The organism is Paenibacillus sp. cl123 (assembly GCF_900101595.1).
Lineage (GTDB): Bacteria > Bacillota > Bacilli > Paenibacillales > NBRC-103111 > Paenibacillus_G.
Genome location: NZ_FMYY01000002.1, coordinates 558,420 through 579,230, shown reverse-complemented (window position 1 = coordinate 579,230; position 20,811 = coordinate 558,420). Strand labels below are relative to the sequence as shown.

Annotated in this window: 20 protein-coding genes and 1 pseudogene; 6 read left to right on the top strand and 15 right to left on the bottom strand. The window is 46.5% G+C overall.

The annotated features are described in order from the left end of the window. The first annotated feature begins 189 nt into the window (after positions 1–189). Genes BLR08_RS06625 through BLR08_RS06610 form a run of 4 tightly spaced genes read left to right on the top strand, consistent with a single transcriptional unit; the run spans position 190 to position 4,533 of the window. Entirely contained in the window at positions 190–1,095 is a 906-nt protein-coding gene (locus BLR08_RS06625) for a carbohydrate ABC transporter permease (protein ID WP_176835429.1), read from the top strand. A gap of 58 nt (positions 1,096–1,153) precedes the next feature. Further along, positions 1,154–1,984 (top strand): carbohydrate ABC transporter permease, encoded by an 831-nt coding sequence (locus tag BLR08_RS06620; protein WP_371117118.1) that lies wholly within the window; start codon positions 1,154–1,156, stop codon positions 1,982–1,984. A 49-nt stretch (positions 1,985–2,033) separates the two neighbouring features. Continuing rightward, positions 2,034–3,200 (top strand): efflux RND transporter periplasmic adaptor subunit, encoded by a 1,167-nt coding sequence (locus BLR08_RS06615; RefSeq protein ID WP_072327314.1) that lies wholly within the window; start codon positions 2,034–2,036, stop codon positions 3,198–3,200. Between the two features lie 40 nt (positions 3,201–3,240). Then, the gene (locus BLR08_RS06610) at positions 3,241–4,533 is read left to right on the top strand and encodes an ABC transporter substrate-binding protein (protein WP_072327315.1); all 1,293 of its coding nucleotides are present in this window, start codon (positions 3,241–3,243) and stop codon (positions 4,531–4,533) included. Between the two features lie 449 nt (positions 4,534–4,982). Here BLR08_RS06610 and BLR08_RS06605 read toward each other — a convergent pair whose 3' ends face one another. The 3 genes and pseudogenes from BLR08_RS06605 to BLR08_RS30580 all read right to left on the bottom strand — a co-directional run. Then, positions 4,983–5,699, bottom strand: a complete 717-nt coding sequence (locus BLR08_RS06605) for a class I SAM-dependent methyltransferase (protein ID WP_072327316.1) — start codon at positions 5,697–5,699, stop codon at positions 4,983–4,985. Positions 5,700–5,716: 17 nt separating this feature from the next. Continuing rightward, positions 5,717–6,772, bottom strand: coding sequence for an ATP-binding protein (locus BLR08_RS06600; protein ID WP_256257314.1), 1,056 nt, complete (start codon positions 6,770–6,772; stop codon positions 5,717–5,719). Between the two features lie 218 nt (positions 6,773–6,990). Then, positions 6,991–7,080, bottom strand: a pseudogene (locus BLR08_RS30580) (serine/threonine protein kinase); the annotation flags it as partial. 88 nt (positions 7,081–7,168) lie between these two features. On the opposite strand from BLR08_RS30580, the gene BLR08_RS06595 reads away from it, so the two are divergent. After that, the gene (locus BLR08_RS06595) at positions 7,169–8,410 is read left to right on the top strand and encodes a carboxylate--amine ligase (protein ID WP_083536536.1); all 1,242 of its coding nucleotides are present in this window, start codon (positions 7,169–7,171) and stop codon (positions 8,408–8,410) included. After that, complete coding sequence (locus tag BLR08_RS06590) at positions 8,370–9,026, top strand: PIG-L deacetylase family protein (RefSeq protein ID WP_072327318.1); 657 nt, start codon at positions 8,370–8,372, stop codon at positions 9,024–9,026. Before BLR08_RS06595 ends, BLR08_RS06590 begins: the two co-directional genes overlap by 41 nt. 27 nt (positions 9,027–9,053) lie before the next feature. On the opposite strand, the gene BLR08_RS06585 is transcribed toward BLR08_RS06590, so the two are convergent. The 12 genes from BLR08_RS06585 to BLR08_RS06530 form a co-directional block, all read right to left on the bottom strand. Further along, complete coding sequence (locus BLR08_RS06585; protein ID WP_072327319.1) at positions 9,054–10,283, bottom strand: glycosyltransferase family 4 protein; 1,230 nt, start codon at positions 10,281–10,283, stop codon at positions 9,054–9,056. 117 nt (positions 10,284–10,400) lie between these two features. Next, positions 10,401–11,477 (bottom strand): undecaprenyldiphospho-muramoylpentapeptide beta-N-acetylglucosaminyltransferase, encoded by a 1,077-nt coding sequence (locus BLR08_RS06580; protein ID WP_072327320.1) that lies wholly within the window; start codon positions 11,475–11,477, stop codon positions 10,401–10,403. Positions 11,478–11,552: 75 nt separating this feature from the next. Further along, positions 11,553–12,242 carry a FadR/GntR family transcriptional regulator gene (locus BLR08_RS06575; protein ID WP_072327321.1) on the bottom strand — a complete coding sequence of 230 codons (690 nt, stop codon included), beginning with the start codon at positions 12,240–12,242 and terminating at the stop codon, positions 11,553–11,555. A gap of 17 nt (positions 12,243–12,259) precedes the next feature. Then, positions 12,260–12,868, bottom strand: a complete 609-nt coding sequence (gene vanX, locus BLR08_RS06570; RefSeq protein WP_072327760.1) for a D-Ala-D-Ala dipeptidase VanX — start codon at positions 12,866–12,868, stop codon at positions 12,260–12,262. A 5-nt stretch (positions 12,869–12,873) separates the two neighbouring features. Continuing rightward, positions 12,874–13,911, bottom strand: a complete 1,038-nt coding sequence (gene vanA / locus BLR08_RS06565) for a D-alanine--(R)-lactate ligase (RefSeq protein ID WP_072327322.1) — start codon at positions 13,909–13,911, stop codon at positions 12,874–12,876. After that, positions 13,904–14,875, bottom strand: coding sequence for a D-lactate dehydrogenase VanH (gene vanH, locus BLR08_RS06560; RefSeq protein WP_072327323.1), 972 nt, complete (start codon positions 14,873–14,875; stop codon positions 13,904–13,906). The genes vanA and vanH overlap by 8 nt, the downstream gene beginning before the upstream one ends. Before the next feature lie 162 nt (positions 14,876–15,037). Continuing rightward, the gene (gene vanS / locus BLR08_RS06555) at positions 15,038–16,180 is read right to left on the bottom strand and encodes a vancomycin resistance histidine kinase VanS (protein WP_072327761.1); all 1,143 of its coding nucleotides are present in this window, start codon (positions 16,178–16,180) and stop codon (positions 15,038–15,040) included. Continuing rightward, complete coding sequence (gene vanR / locus BLR08_RS06550; protein WP_072327324.1) at positions 16,164–16,859, bottom strand: VanR-ABDEGLN family response regulator transcription factor; 696 nt, start codon at positions 16,857–16,859, stop codon at positions 16,164–16,166. Before vanR ends, vanS begins: the two co-directional genes overlap by 17 nt. 268 nt (positions 16,860–17,127) lie before the next feature. Further along, complete coding sequence (locus BLR08_RS06545) at positions 17,128–18,309, bottom strand: MFS transporter (protein ID WP_072327325.1); 1,182 nt, start codon at positions 18,307–18,309, stop codon at positions 17,128–17,130. A gap of 73 nt (positions 18,310–18,382) precedes the next feature. Beyond that, positions 18,383–18,673, bottom strand: coding sequence for an ArsR/SmtB family transcription factor (locus BLR08_RS06540; RefSeq protein ID WP_072327326.1), 291 nt, complete (start codon positions 18,671–18,673; stop codon positions 18,383–18,385). Positions 18,674–18,796: 123 nt separating this feature from the next. Beyond that, positions 18,797–19,654 (bottom strand): SDR family oxidoreductase, encoded by an 858-nt coding sequence (locus BLR08_RS06535; protein ID WP_072327327.1) that lies wholly within the window; start codon positions 19,652–19,654, stop codon positions 18,797–18,799. A gap of 197 nt (positions 19,655–19,851) precedes the next feature. Next, a complete protein-coding gene (locus BLR08_RS06530) occupies positions 19,852–20,802 on the bottom strand; it encodes a DUF1861 family protein (protein WP_072327328.1) in 951 nt (316 codons plus the stop codon). Positions 20,803–20,811: the final 9 nt, after the last annotated feature.

Here is a 20,811-nt window from a genome sequence, read left to right as displayed (position 1 = left end):
TCAAACCAAGAGAATGGCCGGCACTGTCGGCAATGTGGCGTATTCGCCGGAAAACGTCGCCGATTACACCATAATGCTAGTACGTATGGCCTTGCCCAGGCCGAGAATGCATTGCAATGGGCCAAATGACCTCGTCGGCGCCGGCGCTCCGCTTCGCCGATAAAGGCAAATGGTTGGAGGAAGCAGAACATGAAGAAACGGTTCATTAGGCACGACGTTGCTGTGAAGATAAAGAAATGGAAGCGTAAGGATTCGGCGGTTGCCTGGATATTTCTCGCACCGAGCGCAGTCGGATTCGCGCTGTTCTACCTGATTCCGTTTGTCATGGGAGTGTTCTATTCATTCGTGGACAATGCGGTAGATCGTCATTTTGTGGGATTGGAAAATTACCGCGAATTGCTTGCGAGCGGGTCCTTCCGTAAGGCAGCATTCAATACGTTTAATTTCAGCGCGTTGGGCGTTCCGCTTAATCTAACGTTGTCTTTAGGGTTAGCGTTGCTGCTGAATACGAATATTTATCTGCGGAAATGGTTGCGAACCGCCTATGTTCTGCCTCTTGTCGTTCCCGTCGCCTCGATTGTGTTTATCTGGCAGATGCTGTTTGATTGGAACGGATCTGTGAATGCCTGGCTGAACGACTTCGGAATCGAACGCGTGGACTGGATGAAGACCGAAGCGGCACGGTATGTCATCATTGTCGTTTATTTATGGAAGAACATCGGGTATAACGTCATTTTATTTTTGGCGGGATTGCAGCAAATCCCGAAGGATTATTATGAAACCGCCCAAGTGGAAGGAGCGGGACGTTTGCGGCAGTTTGGCAGCATTACCCTTGTCTATCTCACGCCCACGATGCTTTTTGTCGTCATTTTGTCGATCATGAGCTCGTTTAAAGTTTTCCGGGAAACGTATTTGATCGCAGGCGATTATCCGCATGACAGTATCTACATGCTGCAGCATTATATGAACAACATGTTCACGTCGTTGGACATTCAGAAGCTGACTGCGGCAGCGACTTTGATGGTCGTTTGTATTCTTTTGATCGTCACGGGATTGTTCACGCTTGAACGCCGGTATCGGCAGTTCACGGAATAGAGGTGGAAAATCATTGCGCATTTTCAAAGTGCTTCAAAGATTTGGGCTCACAGTCGTCATGGGTACGGTTGCGATCCTATTCTTATTTCCGATTGTGGTCACGTTCACCAATTCATTCATGACGGCACAGGAAATCGGTATCAATTATGGAACCATTGGGCAGATGAATGAAGCGGCTGAAGAAGGAAAAAACCTTTTTGCGAATGTTAAATTGCTGCCGGATCTAGTGACCCTAGAGCAGTATGGGAAAGTATTGGTGGGCAGTCCAAGATATTTGACGATGTTCTGGAATTCGGTATTTTTGGTGGTACCGATCATCGCAGGACAAACTTTCGTAGCGGCTTTTGCCGCGTATGGATTCTCCAAGCTGAAATTCCCTGGCCGGGATCGGTGGTTTCTCATCTATGTCATGACGATGCTCATGCCATTTCAGGTGACATTGGTACCGAATTTCATTATGGCGGATAAGTTGGGACTTTTAAATAGTCCCCATGCTGTTATATGGCCCGGCGTTTTCTCAGCTTTCGGCGTATTCATGCTCCGACAGTTCATGCTGCATATTCCGTATGCCTACATAGAAGCTGCGAAGATGGACGGGGCCGGCCATTTGCGGATTTTCTTCACGATCATCCTTCCCATGGTGAAACCGGGCCTTGCAGCGCTTGTTATTCTTTTATTTGTCGATTATTGGAACATGGTGGAACAGCCGCTTATTTTTTTGGACGATCCGTTCAGGCAGCCGTTATCCGTGTATTTATCCAGAATCAATGATGAGCCGGGGATTGCTTTCGCAGCGTCCATGCTCTACATGACTCCGATGGTGCTGTTATTTTTGTACGCGGAAACCTATTTCATTAAAGGCGTTCAATTGTCCGGCATCAAGGGGTAAAAGAAAGACTTTCCAACGGAAAATTTGTTAGGGAGGAGAAAGACCAGATATGGAGTTAGCAAACGAACCGGGTGATCGCAGACGCAAGCGAAGTATTCAAGTTGTGTTCATTGCCTTTATGGGATTGCTATTATTTCTTACGTTTTTCAGCAATACGTTCGAGTCATTGACCTTGCCGAAGGTGAGAACGGAACCGTTGGTTACCGGAAGCCTTTTATTTACGATCGAGGGCAGCGGCATGTTGCAGCCGTTCAACGAAGCGAGATTAGCGAACCCCGCCGGCTGGGAGGTTCAAACGATTTTTGTCAAGGAAGGAGATCGGGTGAAGAAAGGGCAAAGGCTCATCGAGTATGACAGCAAAACGGCCGAGCGAGAATTGGAGAATGAAATCGCCAACTTGAAGAAGATGAACATCGAGTTGCAAAATCTTCAGGATCAGTTCATTCAGTCGACAAAGGGAGGGGATGAGCTCGACATTCGGAGCACACGCCGCGCGATCGAAACACGAAAACTGGATTTAGGCACGCAGGAACGAAAAATTGACGAGTTGAGAGATCGTTTGACAAGCGGACAGGAGCTGACCGCTCCGTTCGATGGGATCATAACCCAATTGAATGCCGTCGAAGGACTGGCGACAACTGGAGAACCGGATGTTCTGATTTCAAATGACAGTCAGGGCTACAGGTTGGATATTCCCGCCGATTCCGCGCTGATGACCCGATTGGGGATTGCAGTCGGAGCGAAGATAGATGTCGAGGTACAAAACCCTCAGGAACAACAGACCCGTATAATCGAAGGAACGATTGCCGAAATGGCGAATGCCGAGCCGAGAACCGAGAGTTCATCTGAATCCGCAGAAGAGGCGGTCCAGACCCGAACGATTCCTCAGAAGGTGATTCGCATCCAGGTTGTTGATTCCGAGCTGAAAGGAGGTGAGCAAGCACGGATCAATATCGAGAAACGCTCTCGCCTGGAAGGGCTGGTTATTTCGAATGAGGCGATTCATCGAGATCAGGGTGGCATGTTCGTTTATAAGATTAACGAGCAGAGAGGAGCGTTGGGCAATGTTTTCGTCGCACGTAAAGTGCGTATTCAGCCCGGTGAAAGCAATGACACTGAAACATTGATTCAAGCGGATAGCCTGGATGAGGACGATCTGATGATTCTGGAAAGCAGCGAGCCTTTGCAGGATGGAAACCGTGTTCGTCTGCAATAGGGTAGCAAGGATTTATAAAAAGACAGGAGGAAATCATTCGATGAAAAAGTGGCAGTATACGATAGCTTCGGGGATTTTAATCACGTTTGTGACCGCATGCAGTTCCGGGGGAGGAGAAGAATCGAAAAGCCCAGTACATTCGGTCAATCAAGAAGGGAAGACCATTGTTACAATGTCTGTCCAACAACCGATCCCTTTTTACCAGACAGCAGAAAAAAAGTTTGAAGAGAAGAATCCGGATATCGATCTGCAAATCAAGGTTACAGAAGATTATGAACAATATCAAAAAACGACGAGTACAGAAATACTATCGGGCAAAGGCCCGGATATCTTTGAAATAAGTGGTTTGCCCATCAAAGATTATGTAAATAAAAACTTACTCCTGAACATGGGCGAGCTTATGGAGCAAGATAAAACGCTAAATAAAAGCGATTTGCAAATGAACATTTTGGATGCATTAAAGTCAGATGATGGTATTCTGTATGCCATGCCTTTCGGATTCAACTTGCGTGCATTTGTTGGTGATGGAAATATTCTTAAAAACGCGAAGATCGACGATCAGAATTGGAGTTGGAAGCAGTTCGAGGAAATATCGAAGCAATTGGGAGAGAGCGGTGCGGAACGTCGTTATGCCATGGCGGGTGAAGCGCCTGATTTTCGCATGCAAGAAATGATTGTGGATCGATACACAGAGTTTGTTGATCCTGCAGCGAAAAAGGCCATGTTCGACTCGCCCGTATTCGTGGGTGCAATGCAACAAATTAAAGATATGTACGATCATAAGGTCATGACTTCGGAGCCGGCAGATATAGGTAAGCAAATGTTCTATTCTACCGTTCTGCGATCGCCGGCAGACTTCATCGATGGTCTGCACGCCTTCTTCTCCAATCCAAAGCTGCTGCAAAAACCGGAACAAAAAGGGGGAACGAGGATTGTCCCTGCATCACAGTTTTCCATTCAAGCCAAATCCCCGGTGAAAGAGGAAGCTTGGAAGTTTATTGTGTTCATGCTGTCTGAAGAAGGGCAATCGCTTCAAGAGAGACCAGGATTTTCACTGCTGAAATCCGTGAATGAGAAGCAGTTGAACGACATCCAGCAACAAGTGAAAAGCGGAACGTACAAGACGCCAGACGGGAAATTACCTAAAATGTCGGATAATGAAATCGCCAAGTTCAAAGAATTCATTAATACGGCGGACAGCTACGCGGAAGCGGACGGTAAGGTAATCTCCATTGTAGGAGAAGAATCGATGGCATTTTTTAGCGGACAAAAAACTGCTGACAACGTAGCAAAGCTGATCCAGAACAGAGTGACAACCTATTTAAACGAGTAGAAATTGAAGCTGCGCACATGCGCGGACGGGAACGGCGACAGCTTGGGGGATTTAATCGTAACGGGCAGTTCCACGACGATCCCTTAAAAAAATATGTTATATTCTGTTTATGGGTCTCAATGTTAACGCATCTGTCAAAATGGCCAACGACGCAAAAAAACACCGTTCACTAAACAGTGGTTTTTTGCGTCGACAGGGGCCGGGACTTTTTAGAACTTGAAAATACACATCATATAATGTGTAACCATATTTACAAACTCTTGTGAGACAAGGGATATTTCCGGTCTCGGTACATATGTACAAAATACGGGTTTTGTGAAAAAGTATTCGGGATTAATTACCGGACTGTTTGAACCTACATTTAAATACGCTTCGATAACACTTATTTCAAACAATACTTAAATAGCTGGTTGATTTCGTGGCTGCTGCAGTTATATTTATTCTCCATATTAATCCGCTCTTTTTTGAAACAAAGCTGCCCATAATCCCGATGTACCAAAACAATCACTTGGTTGTTCAATATCCTGCATTCTCCGGATTTCAACAATTTGAAAGTCTTGAAATATCATCTTTAATTTTTCAGGGGTATATCCAAGTCCGCCTCTTAGACTACGTTGACGATAAACTTCCCAATCAGTAATATCAGAACCACCTAAAATACCATTCTCAACAAAACAAGTGATTCCAAAGAATCCACCAGGTTTTAAACCTTTGTTAAGCAGGTTTACATAATCAATTCTTCGATGTGGAGCAATATGGTGAAAGCATCCAGAATCATATATGACATCGTATTCTGACTTCTGAACATCCAAATCAAATATGTTTTTAAAAATAAAATTAATGCTGATCCCTTGCTCTTTAGCCCTCTCATTCCCCCATTGCAAAGCCTCTCTGGATAAATCTACTGCATCAACGTCATACCCTTGCTTGGCAAAATAAATAGCATTTCTTCCCGGTCCGCAACCCAGTTCTAGGACCCTTCCTCCTGGTGTGAGCAAATTGTTCTTAAAATATTTAATCAAGTTTTCATCAGGAGCATTTACGAAAAACGGAACTGCCTTGCTTCTTTCAGAATAGAAAGCATCCCAATTAAATTTAGACTGTTCTTTTAATAAGGAATCTAGCATATTAAGGATATCCTCATTGGAATAAATTGTCTCTGTCATAATGTCCTCCTCCCGTCTTAATGTAAATAAACGGTCAAGTTCGGATACGACAATGCTAATCTTTCTAACTGTTGATTAAGTGAATCCCTAGCGAATCCTTTGCCAAATATTTCGGGATCGGGTCTAAAGGTTATACGGGTACCATTGGATTGCGATACGCCTACTGTCATTAGATCGGATTGTGGAATACCATGTTTATAATCTTGACGATAGATATAACCTTCTCTTTTGACCTCAACAGTAAGACTGTAGGTAAGAGCATTGACGATTGCAATGCTAATTCCTTTTTCCGCACCAGGTGCTTGGTACGGAGCCTCGCTGCTAAATCTTTCGATGTCAGTTAATACAGTTTGAACAGTTGATTTATTGCTGTCTTGAAATGCTTTTACGGGTATACCTCTACCGTTATCGCTAACGGTTACACCACCATTTTGATGTAAAAAAATATGGACCTCGTTGACATAACCGGCAACGTGCTCGAGAATTGAATTCTCTACCACTGCCCATAAAAGCAAATTAGCATCGAAGCCATCCTTGCTTGTTTTCCCCAGATATGATCCTGCCGAATTTCTCACCTCGACCATATCTAAATAATCGCTAGTATCTAACATATCCACCACAGCTGATAACAACAAAAGGAAAGGCAATTTTCGGTGATCAGGCAATGTGTAGCGTCCGCTTTTGTCCTGTGATAGCAAGTCTGCACCTTGCAATGCCTTCAAATGGTGATATAACTGCCCAGTGGTACCCAAACCTAACTTTTCGACGATTTCGGTGCCAGTAAGCGACTCGATAAGAATGGATGTTATAATATCGAGACGCGGTTTACTGCCTAAGGCTGAAAGTATTTTTGAAATTTTTTCGGTGCCAATACTAAGTAACTGTTCCAATTGTCTTTCTTTGGGTTCCCAACGCAATAATTTTCCATTTGATTGATACTGACCAGCATAATAAACATAACCAGACGAATTTCTTTCATTAGTTGCATGAATCTCGTCCGGCAACTCGAAAGAAGGACGACCGGTCGAGATATTTCGAACAAGTCGTTCTAGTTCCGTCATTTGTGTTTTCAATGCGTTAATCTCAATACGCAATTCTTCATTGCTGATGAATACCGCCCCCCAAATTATACGTAAATACGTAATTACGTATTAACTATATCAAAATGCCGACCATATGTAAACAACTACCATTAAAATGTTCCTTATCGATTTGTTCTGGCGAGATTATTGGAAACATATCCAATTCCTAAATCGGTTTAGCGATAAGCTAATGTTTTAGCCCCTGCCTACTTCACAAAGAACTTCTCTGCGCCACTATCAACTCCGAAGCTAATGTTTCCAGAATCCTGTTGGTCGAAAACGGCAAACACCCGTCCTATTGTTCTGTGGTAAATTCTCTTTTAACGTCCAATCAAATAAAAATGCTTAGAATAAAATGGAAGGAATATAAGTGAAAGGCGTGTATTTATGTACAAACATGAAACACCTATAGTTGTTCTTAACCTTAGCGGTTCGGGTCTATCCGTCATAAGAAGCTTACGCCGTTATGGAATCTCCTTGTACGCATACGATATTAAATCACGATATGTAATCGGGAAAACACGTCTTGCCGTTTGTGGTATATGCCCTAATCCGTTAACAGAGGAAGCAGAGTTGCTGCAATTTTTATGTAAGGTCGGTTCATCATTTCCAACAAAGCCGGTTTTATATCCATGCTCGGATGATTTTCTTCATTTCATATCCAGATTTAGGGAAGCATTGTCTCTTTACTTTGTATTTCTAATTCCGGAGCACTCGCTGGTTGAAACGGTTTTGGACAAACGACTCACCTACGAACTTGCTGCCAGATACCGTATCCCAGTTCCTAAGACATTTATTATTGAGAATGCCAATCATTTGGAAGAGCTTTTGCCGCAAATTCCTTTTCCTTGTATTTTAAAGCCTGCCTTCGGCATAATCTTTCGGGGTAAGACGCATCTCAAGGCAATTGCAGCCGACAATCCCGATGATCTCAGAAAGAAATATTTGCATTACAGTCAATACAGTATGCTTATGGTGCAGGAGTTGATACCAGGGGAAGACCACTGTATCGTCAGCGTTAAAACCTTCTATGACCAAGAAATGAATTTGATCGGTATGTATTGCAATCAGAAGCTGCACCAGTTTCCGGCGGATTTAGGGTCGGCCTGTTATGCGGTTACGAGTAATGACAAGGAAGCTATCGAAATGGCCACCTCTTTTCTCCAACAAATTCATTGTCGGGGCATTGCGGGGATGGAGTTTAAGAGAGATCCCAGGGACGGGAAGCTAAAATTCATGGAGATCAATGCAAGAATTCCGTTAACCGGCGCACTAACCCTCAACTGTGGTGTCGACTTAGCCTATCTATATTATTTGTCCATGACAGGACAGCAGCCTAAACCCGTTACTTCGCAGAAAGATGGAGTAACCTGGGTTTACTTGGTTCGGATGCTTTTGACTTTTCAAGTGAAGCACAAGCAAGGGAAAATGACTTATAGGGAACTGGCTCGGATCATCTTTTCGAAGAAGACCGAAGCGATGTTTACCTGGAGGGATCCCATGCCATTTGTGCGCAGTTTTATCTCTCATCTGAAAAATGACTGGAATCAGAAGCGGATGAGTAAATCGTCTAAGGAGAGTGTCAGCGATGCCGAAAACCGTAATGGTGTTTGCGGCCCACCCGGATGATGAAATATTGGGTGTGGGAGGAACCATCCGCAAACTGATCATAGAGGGAGCCAGCGTAATTAGCGTGATATTGGCTCACGGCCGCAAAGAGGAACAAAAACGAATAAGCACATGCATTGAAGAAGCGAACCGGCAAATTGGCGTGAGTCAGGTTATTTTTCTTGGACTTCCGAATTTGGAAATGGAGACGATCCCTTTATACACCATTAATCAGGAAATTGAAAAGCTTCTGCGTACTTACACGCCAGAAATGGTTTTTACTCATCATTATGGCGACCTGAATAAAGATCATCAGATTACATTTCAAGCCGTTTTCACATCATGCAGACCCTTACCTGGTTATTCGCCTGCCGAATTGCTCTGTTTTGAGACCCCTTCCTCCACCGAATGGATGGCTCCATTTCCAGAACAATCATTTAAACCCAATTTCTTTGTCAATATATCAGAGACGTTATCAGAAAAGCTGCGTGCTCTGCGCCATTATCAAATTGAAATGAGGCTCTATCCCCATCCTAGGTCTTATGAAGGAGTGAAGCATTTAGCGGCAGTACGAGGAATTACGATTGGCGTCCCACACGCTGAAGCGTTTGAAGTGATAAGGAGAATCTGGAAATGAAGCAACGGCCGTTTATACGGCGCTTATCTAGCGAGCCCGCACCTGTTCGTAAATCGTATTTAGTTCATTCATCATTCTTCGCGTCGACAAATAGGATCGGGCTCTTTTCTTTGCTTCCATGCCCATAGTTATCCTTACTCCTTCGTTAGCCAATAAATAAAACAATTGACTATACAATATTTCACTATTTTCGGATGGAAAACAAAGGCCGGTCACCGTGTCCTCAATAAGTTCCGGCAGCCCCCCGGCATCGGAGACAACAGATGGTTTTCCGGACCATTGAGCTTCCATTGCCGCATATGGATAATTGTCATTAATGCTGGGGCACACAAAGATATCCGCTAACGTGAACAAATAGGCAACATCCGTACGCTGCCCTAAAAACAGAACATGAGAATCGAGCCCTAAAGCCGTGCATTGGAGCTTTAAGGCTTTTTCCATATATCCTTCACCACAGAGCCAGCAAACCCAATCATCTGTATGAAGTTTCAACTTTGAAAGCGCATCTATAAGGATGTGAATCCCTTTGGCGTAAATTAATCGGGATGTACAGATCAAGATTTTTTTACCAAGCTGCATTGAGCTCGGCAGTGGATATTGATATTTTTCTAAATTGGCTTGGAATTTCTCTTCGTTAATGCCGTTATGTACACACTGCATGTTGATATGGGGCAAAGGATATTGATTGTGAAAATAATTTTTTAACCATATGGAAGGAGTGATGGTTATCTCTGCAGATTCTAAGCCTATTCTCTCTAAATCGGAATAATAGTGATATTCCGGAGTTTTTTTAAATTCATCTTCCGAGTAATTTGGAATGACAGCTTTTGTCTGCAAATATAATTTCCGCAGCAGAGACCCGTGAATGGTAGTGACTAGCGGTATGGGCTCCTTCAGCACTGTTCGAATGGATCTCGCTGCGATGACATCTTGAGCGTGTATCACATCGTATTGATTTAGATTCAATAAAGCTGCATGCAGCTCCATGCAGTATCTGTACATTTCATTTTTATAGATAAAATGGTCTTCTTTAACGGGAATATTCGTGAGGTTAATTTTGCGGTATAACGACGGTAATAATGGAGCATTAGAAAAAATTCTATTTTGATTCACGAGATGAAAGGCATTTTCGTTCATCCTTCCGAATAAATCAACCTGGTGTCCGGTTCTTTTGAGTTCAGATGCTAGGTGCTCCATATATGACCATACACCACCGGCAGAGGGTACTTCCCAAAAGCTTGCCAAGAGGATTTTCATTCTTATCTAATCCCCCCTTTCACATCATTCCTATCCCATTTTATGTTTGATTCCTCTCAGAATGACCCTAACCTGCCGCCTCAACTTCAATTTATCTCGGGCAAGATTCGTGTGTAGTTAGACGGGAGGTTCACCAAGATGATGGTCGATCAAACGCAGAATAGCGTCTGTGCCGTCGACGTAAGTCGCGGATGCCATCCTGCGCCTTAGCTCCTCGCCGTTCTTCATTGTCTCCAGCGCTTCGCGCAAAAGCGACTCGGGCGTCAAATTTTCCTCGAACAAAACCCGCGCAAACCCTTGCTGGCGGAACGATTCCGCATTCAACAGCTGGTCTCCTCGGCTCGTCCAGAGCGTTAGAGGAATGAGCAGCATCGGCTTGCGAAGCGCCAGCAGCTCGAAGATCGATGTTGAGCCGCCGCGGGAAACGACCGCATCGCTGGCAGCGAACAAGTCGGGGAGCTGCTCCTGCACATACTCGAATTGCTTGTAACCGCGACGTCCCTCATGATCCAAACTGATGTTCCCCTTCCCGCAAATATGAATAACCTGGAACTTCTCCAGCAGCCTGTCGAGCGTCGCTCGCACCGTTTCATTGATCTTCTGCGCGCCGAGACTGCCTCCGACAACGAGCAGGACCGGCTTCTGCTGATGAAAATCACACAACGACAGCCCGCTCCAAGCGTTCCCCCGCATGATTGGCTCGCGGATCGGCAAGCCGGTGCACACCGCCTTCTCCCCCTTGATATGCCGCATCGTTTCCGGAAAAGTCACGCACACGCTCGTTGCTAGCGGCATTGCTATTTTATTGGCCAAACCGGGCGTATAATCGGACTCATGGATAATGACGGGGATGCGATTCAGCCAACTGCCGATAACGACTGGAACGGAGACGAAGCCTCCCTTGGAGAACACGAGGTCGGGCTTCAAACGACGCAGCAGCCGATACGATTGGCAGATCCCTTTCAGGACGTTCAGCGGGTCCTTGAAGTTTTTGACGTCAAAGTAGCGGCGCAGCTTGCCGGAAGCGATCGGATAAAACGGTACTCCTGCCTGCTCGACGATTTCACTTTCCATGCCGTCTTTTGAGCCTATATAGGCGATATCCCAGCCAGCAGCCTTGAGCCTGGCCATAAGCGCCAGATTCGGCGTCACATGGCCGGCCGAGCCTCCGCCGGTAAAGACGATTTTTCTCATCATACAGGTCACCTCGAATAACGGGAAAAGGGCGATGGCGCCCTCTCTCCTCCATCACAGCTTTCGCGTACACGTTCATTTCGCCGCTTGCAAAGCCCGCTCGACTTGGGCGAGGTGCTTGGCCATAGTCGCTGCCGCCGCTTTCGGATCGCCGTCGCGAATCGCTTCGAACAGCCGTCTATGCTCTTCGAACAGCTGGCCGGCCGTATCTTTCGCGCTATAGAGCCATAGCTTGCGGCTGTCTTGAATCGTTCGGTATATCGCAGCAGATACGTGCGTCATCATGGTCTCCAGCATCTTATTGCCGGATGCTTTGGCGATGGCGATATGAAAGTTGGTTTCGTAAATTTGGCTGATTTCCTCGTTGCCTACGGCGTTTCTCATCTGTTCGACGATTTTGCCGAGCTCTGCGATGTCATCCTCGGTACGATGGCTGGCCGCCAGCTCCGCCGCTCCCACTTCGAGAACTTTGCGCACCTGCAGCACTTCCGCCAGCTCGGCGTTCGACGTCTGCAGCGAATCAAGCACCGCCTGCGGCTGGGGACCGGGCTTTGTTACATAAGTGCCTCCCCCTTGCCGCGATTCGACAAGACCGAGCGCTTTCAGATGGCTGAGCGCCTCGCGTACCGTCGATCGGCCTACCCGATACTGCGCAGCCAGTTGGTCGATCGTATCGAGCTTTTCTCCCGGCTTGATGAGCCCCGCCTCAAGAATACGGCGCAGCTCGTCCGTAATGATCTCGTAATTTTTCTTATACACATTCATGATAAGCGACCCGTTCACTATAAAACAGGGAAATCAAAATAGGTGTCGGGGTACGGTTCGTTTCTCAATACATAGTGCCACCACTCGAAGCTGTATGCTTCAAACCCGCTGTTTTCCATGATGGAACGCAAGCATCTGCGATTTTGCGCTTCCGTGCTTGTAATCCCTTGGGCATCATGATGGGAACGCTCGTCCATAAAATCAAAGCTGCCTCCCATGGGAACAAGCTCACCCGTATCCAAGCGATAAAGCGTAAGGTCCACGGCGCTTCCGCGACTATGACTGGATCGTGACGCAATATATCCCTTCGCCACCATCTCGTTTCGCCGGATGTTCGGATAAAACAGTTCTTTGGTGAGGTTATCTTCCTGTTGTTCGGACCAGCGCAGAAAGCAATCCACCGCGCGTTTGGGCCGGTACCCGTCCCATAACAGCAAACCGTACCCGAGCGCCTCCGCTTGCTTCTGCGCCTCCAATAGCGCAAAGGCTAAAGCATGCGTGCCCACAATGCGATTGACCTCATATCCGTCCACCGGTTTTCCTGTGAAATTGTCCCATGTAGCATATTTGGCGTCCCAGCGTACACCGTGCAGAATATGATCCAAATAAACAAATCCCTTTTCCATGCTTATCATCCTCTCTCCTTTAGCGCTAACAGGATCAGGCGGTCAATCAGCTCGCGAAGCGTCATACCTGCGGCGGCCATCATACGGGGATACCGGCTGTATGAGGTGAAACCGGGCAAGGTATTGACCTCATTAAGCACAATGCGGCCGGTATCTTGTAAAAACATATCTACACGGGAAAGACCTTTACAGCCAAGCGCCTTATAGATTTGTTTGGCCGTCTCCTGAATCCGTCTCCGTTCCACTGCCGGCAAGTCTGCAGGAACAGTTATACTCGCGTTTTCAGAGCCTTTCTCCGGCTCGGCTTCCTGATGAATGCGAAAGATCCCATGCCGCAGCCTGATTTGATCCACCTCGCCAACTATCAACTCGGAACCGTTACCCATAACGGCACAACCGACCTCACAGCCCGACACAGCCTGCTCAATTAAGATTTTGCTGTCATATTGCTTGGCCGATTCAAGGGCGGCGTCCAGTTCGTCCGGGCCGCCGACTTTGGTCACGCCAAAGGATGAGCCTGAACGCGCCGGTTTAACAAAAACAGGATAGGTCAACGCGTTTGCTGCCGGCCTCTCGTCTTTATCCATCACCCAAAACTCGGGCGTAGCTATGCCGGCGTGCTTCGCCATGATGTAGGCCAGCGATTTGTCCATGCAAATCGCGGAGCCTTGAATATCGCAGCCCACAAAGGGGATGCCGGACAATTCAAACAGACCTTGTATGGCTCCATCTTCACCCGACTTGCCGTGCAAAACAGGAAATGCTGCATCAACGCGGCGGATTTCATATTCCTGGTTCTTGATCACAAGCAATCCATGCATATTTTTATCCGGCGAGAGCACGGCTGTACAGCAGTCCCCGTTTTCCCAATCCGGCCCAGGTTTTTCACATAATTTCCAAGCGCCGGATTTTGTAATGCCAATGTATAACGGCTCGTATTTTTCGTTATCGATATGAGCGGCGACCTCGATGGCGGATTTCACCGATACCTCATGCTCCTCCGAGCAACCGCCAAACAGAATGGCAACCTTTACTTTATCCATACGCCAAACTCCTTTCAAAATCCAAACAGTTTTTTATTGTTTTTATAACAGTATCTCGCAACGCCTGTTCGGTATAGTAAGCCATATGAGGCGTGAGTATGACATTAGACATCCCTTGAAGCTTCAGTAAAAATGGATGATCAATGGGCTGTTGTCTGCAATCCAAATAGAAAATCCCTTCCTCTCCCTCCAAGACATCCAATGCGGCTCCGCCCAGTTTTCCGGCTTCCAGTGCTTGAACGAGCGCAGCCGTATCCACCAGCATACCGCGGCCTGTATTGATTATTAATGCGCCTTGCTTCATTCGGCTTATTTGTTCATGGCTGATGATATGACGCGTATCGCTGCTAAGCGGCACATGAAGCGTAACGATATCGCTATTTTGCAGCAGCACATCCAACGGGACATAATTCGCCTCAATGCTTGGGGTGCGGCTATAAGCAAGCACGCGGCATCCAAATGCTCGCAGCCGCTCCATAACCGCTTTGCCTATGTGACCGGTTCCCAGCACGCCGACTGTCATGTCACGCAGCACCTTACCACGGACATTGCTCAGCCTGAAATCATGTTTTTCCACCGAGCGCTCGATAGATTTCGCGTTGCGTAGGGCCATCAGCATCAGCATGATTGTAAAATCAGCTACGCTATCCGGCGAATACGCCACATTGCCGACCGAAATGCCCATGCTCTTAGCAGCAGTTGTATCTATATGATTACAGCCGACGCTTCGGGTTGAGATGTATTTCACGCCGGCTTTCTTCAGAGCAAGAAGAACAGACGCGGAAACCTTGGATTTATGTCCCACGCTGATACACGAATGGCCAAGGGCGGATAGAGCATTGACCTCTGATACCGCGGCGTTAATAATCGTGGGCATGATACCAAAGCGCGGCGAAAGAGCACGGAATGCCTCTGCTTCATCCTGCTCGCATCCATAGACGGTAATGCCGATGCTTTTCGTCATGAAGCCCCTTCCTTTCTGCAAACTGCCTCTTGGATTCCGCCATTTCCGGTAATCGAAAAAGGCTCGTTCTTACGGTTTAAGTCTACCGTACAAGAACGAGCCATTATTTAAGTTTAAATGGTTAATTTCCTAAGAAAAAGTAAAGATGATCTTTAGATTTTCCTAAGAAGCCGGCAAAGCCGGAAGCTCTACCGTGAACATGGTGTAGTTATCCTTGCTGTCCGCGTAAATCCGTCCGCCATGCTGAACAATGATTTCATTGGCAATCGCAAGTCCTAGTCCCGCTCCCCCCGTATCGGAAGAACGGGCTTCATCCAGTCTGTAGAACTTTTCAAATATAGCGGCGAGCTTATCGGAGGGGATGCTTCCGGCATTCTTGAATACGATGGACACCACATCCCCCGACAGGTTTGCCGTAATGTCAATAATGCTGTCAGCCTCGCTGTATGCGGCGGCGTTTTTCAAAATATTATTAAAAACCCGCGCCAGCTTGTCGGGATCGCCGAATACGGTCAAATCCTCGGAGGCATGGATTACCGCCTGTTTTCCATTCGCGGCAAGCTGGGGATAAAATTCGTCGGCCATCTGCACCAGCATATAGTAGAGGTCTATTTGCTTTTTTGTGAGCGTAATCGTTTGGAGGTTATACCGCGTAATCTCGAAAAACTCGTCGATCAGCTGTTCGAGACGAATCGCTTTGCTCAGCGTGATATTCACGTACTTGGCCTTTTGCTCCGCCGGCATATCCGGAGCCTCGTCAAGCAGGCTCAGATAACCGATAACGGATGTGAGAGGCGTTTTAATATCATGCGCCAAGTACAACACAACGTCATTTTTTCTTTGTTCGGCCAGCTTGGCGTCCTGCTCCCGCTTCTCCAAAGTTTGTTTTAATGTGCCGAGCTTCTGTTCCATGAACTCCAGCTCCGCAGAAAACTCAATCGGTTTATCTTCATTCTGAATCAAAATATCAATGCCGGCATTGACCTCGTCAAAATATTTTGCAAATTTGGACAGCATGACGCGGCATAAAATAAGAAAACTGATGGCAATCGCCACAGAAATAATGATATCCATATTATTTCGTATCACATAGTGGTAAATATCCATCGCTACCTGATGGTCGAAATGAAAACTTTTTTCCAAAAAACGTACGATCCAGTCCCCGACAGCGGCTTGTTTCTGAGTAAATAGACGCAAGAACAACACGAATCCAACCGCTGCCGTAACAGTCACAAAGATATACAAATATAATTTTCGGATGAGTCTGGAATAATCGGTTTTTTTATTCTTATTTTTCAATTTTATAGCCAACCCCCCATACCGTTTTTATATACTTCGGATTATCGAGGGTATCGTTCATTTTGATGCGCAGATGCCGGATATGCACAGTGATGGTGTTGTTGCTCTTGCTGAAATACTCGTCGCCCCATATCTCATGAAATAACTGCTCGGAGCTAACCACATTCCCCTTGTTTTCACAGAGAATGCGCAGGATTGAAAATTCAGTCGGCGTCAGGGACAGAGGTTTTTCGTTCAAATAACACTCGTGCGTATTAATATCTATCACAAGGCCAGAGTGGACGATAACATTCTCATTTTTCACCGTCGCTCCGCTGTATTTCTTATAGCGGCGCAGCTGCGCCTTCACCCGCGCAACTAACTCCAGCGGGCGAAAGGGCTTCGTCATATAATCGTCTGCGCCGATCGTTAACCCTGTAATTTTATCGATCTCCGTATCTTTTGCGGTCAGCATGATAATGGGATAGGTGTGCTTCTCCCGTATTTTTTGGCAAATCGTGAGGCCGCTCGAACCGGGAAGCATGATATCCAACACGGCAAGGTCAAGCTCGGTATTGTCAATACAGGCCAAAGCATCCTTGGCCGTATAGCATTTGAAAACCGTATAGTTTTCGTTATTCAAGTACAGCTCAACCAAATCGGCGATTTCGCGTTCGTCATCCACCACAAGTATTTTTTCGCTCATCCTAATCAGCTCTCTTTTAACAAATTCATTAATGCCATTATAACCCGATACGCAACCTGATGCTGAATGAACCGCGCAAAAAACCTCCATGTCCGTCAAGGATAGGAAATTTTATCACATTCCCGAGATGGAATCAACTTCCTTTATCGCCCTCCAAAACTACCTATACTCCATTCGCGCATACTGCGATTCCGGCGCCTGGTACTGCTTCAACAATTATCTGGTTCAACTCATCCTCTAGATATCCATATGAATTTCTTCTATGCATTTAGGATGCAAACTCCTTCTTTGTTTTCGCTTGACTGGTCAAAATACCGCTGAATATGAAAAATAACAACGAACCGGCAAAGCATATAGCCGCAAACATGCCTACGGCCAAAAAACCTTTAAAAGTCGCGTAAATCAGGCCTGCGACCCAAGAACCGAGCGTTGTCGCAGCGTACATGATTGAATTGGCCAAGCTGGAGATCGTGCCGCGGATGGTTGGATTTAAAGAATTCAGCATTCCCAATATTAGGGGAAAAGCGATCCCCATATTAACGAATATGAAAAAGTAAACACTTTCGAAAGCCGCAACGGATGGCAAGTGAGGCAAAACAATAAAACATGCGATAGAAACAAGAAAGCCCGCAACCAGCGTATTGAAACGGTTTAACGTTTTGATCACATAGGCACCGCCGAAGCTCCCGACTATATTCCCGAGACCAAGAAAAAACATCACGTACCCCGCTTGATCAATTGAAAGGTAAAAGCGATCCGTCACCCATTTTCCAATGAAAGAAAAGGCAGCAAAAAATCCGCATTGAAATAAGAAATGAGCGAGGAAAGCCTTTCTCGCCACTCGGCTATTCAATAGTGGGATGTATCTACTGAAAATCGGAGTTTTGGTTTTTTGGCCTTGGTTCGGTTTCATTTCGGGCAAAGCATAGAAGATGAATACTGCTACCAATAATGCACATGCACCGATTGTAAAAAAGGGATAATTCCAATGGGTTGAGGCAAGCAGACTTCCTATAGGGATGCCGAACGCTTGGGAAGCCGCCAAGCCTGCCATGACGATTCCTGATACTTTGGCGATTTTTGTTGTTGGAAACAGAGTAGGAATTGAGGCCCAGACTTGAGGCGCCGTAAATGCTGCACTGACTCCGGCTAAAAAACGGAAGAAGAACATCGACCAAAAACCTGTGGCAAAGCCGCATAACACGGTTGAAACCGAGAAGCAGATCATGCCGGAAAGCATGACTTTTTTGCGATCCCATCCATCGGAAAGCGGTCCAGCAATCAATGCAAAAATGGCATAGCCTAAAGCATAAGACCCCACCATCCAACCAGAATATTCGGTCGGGATTTGAAACAAGTCCTGAAGAGTGGGGATGAGCGGAGAAATCAAAAATGTATCCGTACCAATAACAAACATGATGAGGAAAAATAAAGCAGTTAATTTGATCATTCTATTCACCCTTTGTAGTTAGTTCTATAGTTCAAATATTATTGAACTAATGAAGAAAAAAAAGAATTTCTTTCTACAACGTATCCAGAAATCCGGGTAGGTAAGTTTGAAATGTCTCCAAATCGATGCTCATATACTTCGCTTGAGCTTCTTTTCGTACCTTGATCAGTTTCGCCTCCTTTAAAGTACGCAAGTGATACGATGTATTCGATTTCGTAGTATCGCGAATATGTCCTACTTCTCCACAATTCATCTCCTTCTTGCTGGCGTATAGAGCTCGTATGATGTCCAATCTTGTTTCATCAGCTAACGCCTTAAATATTTTGACTCTGAGCTCATCATTTATTGTTTTTTGAGTAGTCATAAAACCATTGTACTAAGATATCGCTACAAATTTCAAGTCTTTAGAAAAATACCACCATAACTTTCTTTACTCTTAAAAAAATGGACACGCCGCTCGCCGGGAACGGGTGTCCACTCACTTTGTCTATTGGTGCAAAGCCTCGACGACCAACTGCTTGATGGAAGTCGTATGCCCGATCAGCTTCTGCAAATCATCGGCCGTTCTCTCCATTTTCCCCTCTGCTACGGTGCTATAGATAAAAGCCGTCATTTCCGCCAAAGCTTCCGGCATGCCGGAGCGCACGAGCAGGCTCTTCTCCTCTTCCATGGAAATCGGCTGATGGATTACGCTCGTTCCCGAGACCTCGGTGAGAATAGCCGCCAAATCGTCAAAACTCCACGGATTGTTGGAAACAAGGTTATATGACTTGTTTTCATGTCCGCTCTCTGTCAGAGCGGTTGCCGCAGCCAGAGCCAGATCGTTGCGGCTGACCGCATTTATTTTACCCTTGCCGGTATTCGTTGTTATCACCCCGTTCTGTATGCAGGTTTGCAGGGATGAGTTAATAAAAAAATCGGCATAACCTCCGTTGCGCAAGAAGGTGTAGGGAATATGAGTCGTGCGAATCGCATACTCGGTAGCCAGATGCACATGAGCAAACGGATTGTCTTCGGCAAAAGCAAAGCTGGTATAGGCTATATGCCGAATATGCTGATCTCGTGCCGCTTTGACAACGTTGGCGTGCTGAACAATGCGCAAAGGATCATCCGCTGCCGAGCTGGATATAAACAGCAGCTTGCTCCCCTCTTGAAAAGCAGTCTGAAGAGATTCAGGGTTGTTATAATCCGCCTGGCGAATCTCGATCCCCAGTTCTGCCAGAGGAGCGGCTTTATCGAGATTTCGAACGACCGCGGCCATACCGTTAGCCGGTACTTTGTTAAGCAGATGCCGTATGGCAAGACTTCCAAGCCGGCCTGTTGCTCCTGTAACGATAATTTTCATGAACCAGGCATCCTTCCTCATTTTAGATAATAGCGTTCAGCCACATCCCGTGGGCGCTAGCTTAACCATAACTTTCCGTTTAAGAGACCGCAAGTGAGTTCATCGCTATAGTTATTTTTTATTATGCGGCTCGAAAAAAAGCAGCGGCAGGTCAGGAACCGAAAGTCCCTGCTCTGCCGCTGCGTCACTTTATTCAACTACACGATGCGTCCATATCCCTCGAACGGATAATCGATCGCAATGCGCCCAACCTGACAATCTCCGATGCCGCTGTAAAGATCCGCTTTGCCGTCCGGACGCATGACAATGCCTGATGCAAAGACGCAGTCGACGAGATGCGGCGCCTTCGCAGGTCCCGGCGGATAGCAGGAACGGCTTCCAATCAGATGCAGGTTCGATGACTCGCGCGTGATGGGATCAAAGATGAACGCCATGTTCAGATACACCTTCACGACGTCTCCGCTCTCATCTTTATCCTGGTAGCAAATATGGCCGATAACGCCGATTTTGCCGCTGTCCAGCAGGTAAGCCTGGTTAACGCCTCCCCATTCGCCTTGTCCGAATATGCCGTAAATGTACGGGGCGTTCTCGATGACTTCCGCCGTAAGCTCTTCGAGACTGCCAATGATCGTGAAGCCGATCATGGATTCGCTTCCGTATTTGACTTTCATGTCCGCGTGGCGCGGACGCGAGAAAACGCCGATCCTGCCGTCCGCTAACGGTACGAGGCGAATATCTTTCATTTTGTTGGGCCCGGTCGTAAAGTAGTACAAATTGTGGAGGTCCGTGCCTCGGAAGAAATAGCCGAAGAACGTGCTGTATTTCCCCCGATCATATTGCACATGCGTCCCGCCCATCACAAGCTCATTCCCGAACTCGGTGATGTAAGGGTCCTCCAGCGTATAAATCATGCTGTCCTTCACGACCGTCCATTCATCCTGTCCCGTCTCCTCGAACAGGCGTACCCAGGAGCGCGCCCATTCCTCGCGCCGTTCAACCCGCCCGAATATATATCGCTTTCCGTCCCGGACGAACGGAATCGAAACATTATAGACGTCAAAGCCGTCCACGCCGCGAAAAGCGACGGTTGTACTTTCATAAATTTGTTTGGCTGCTTCAAACTGTATTTTCTGCGCTTGCAGAGTCAATGTTCACCA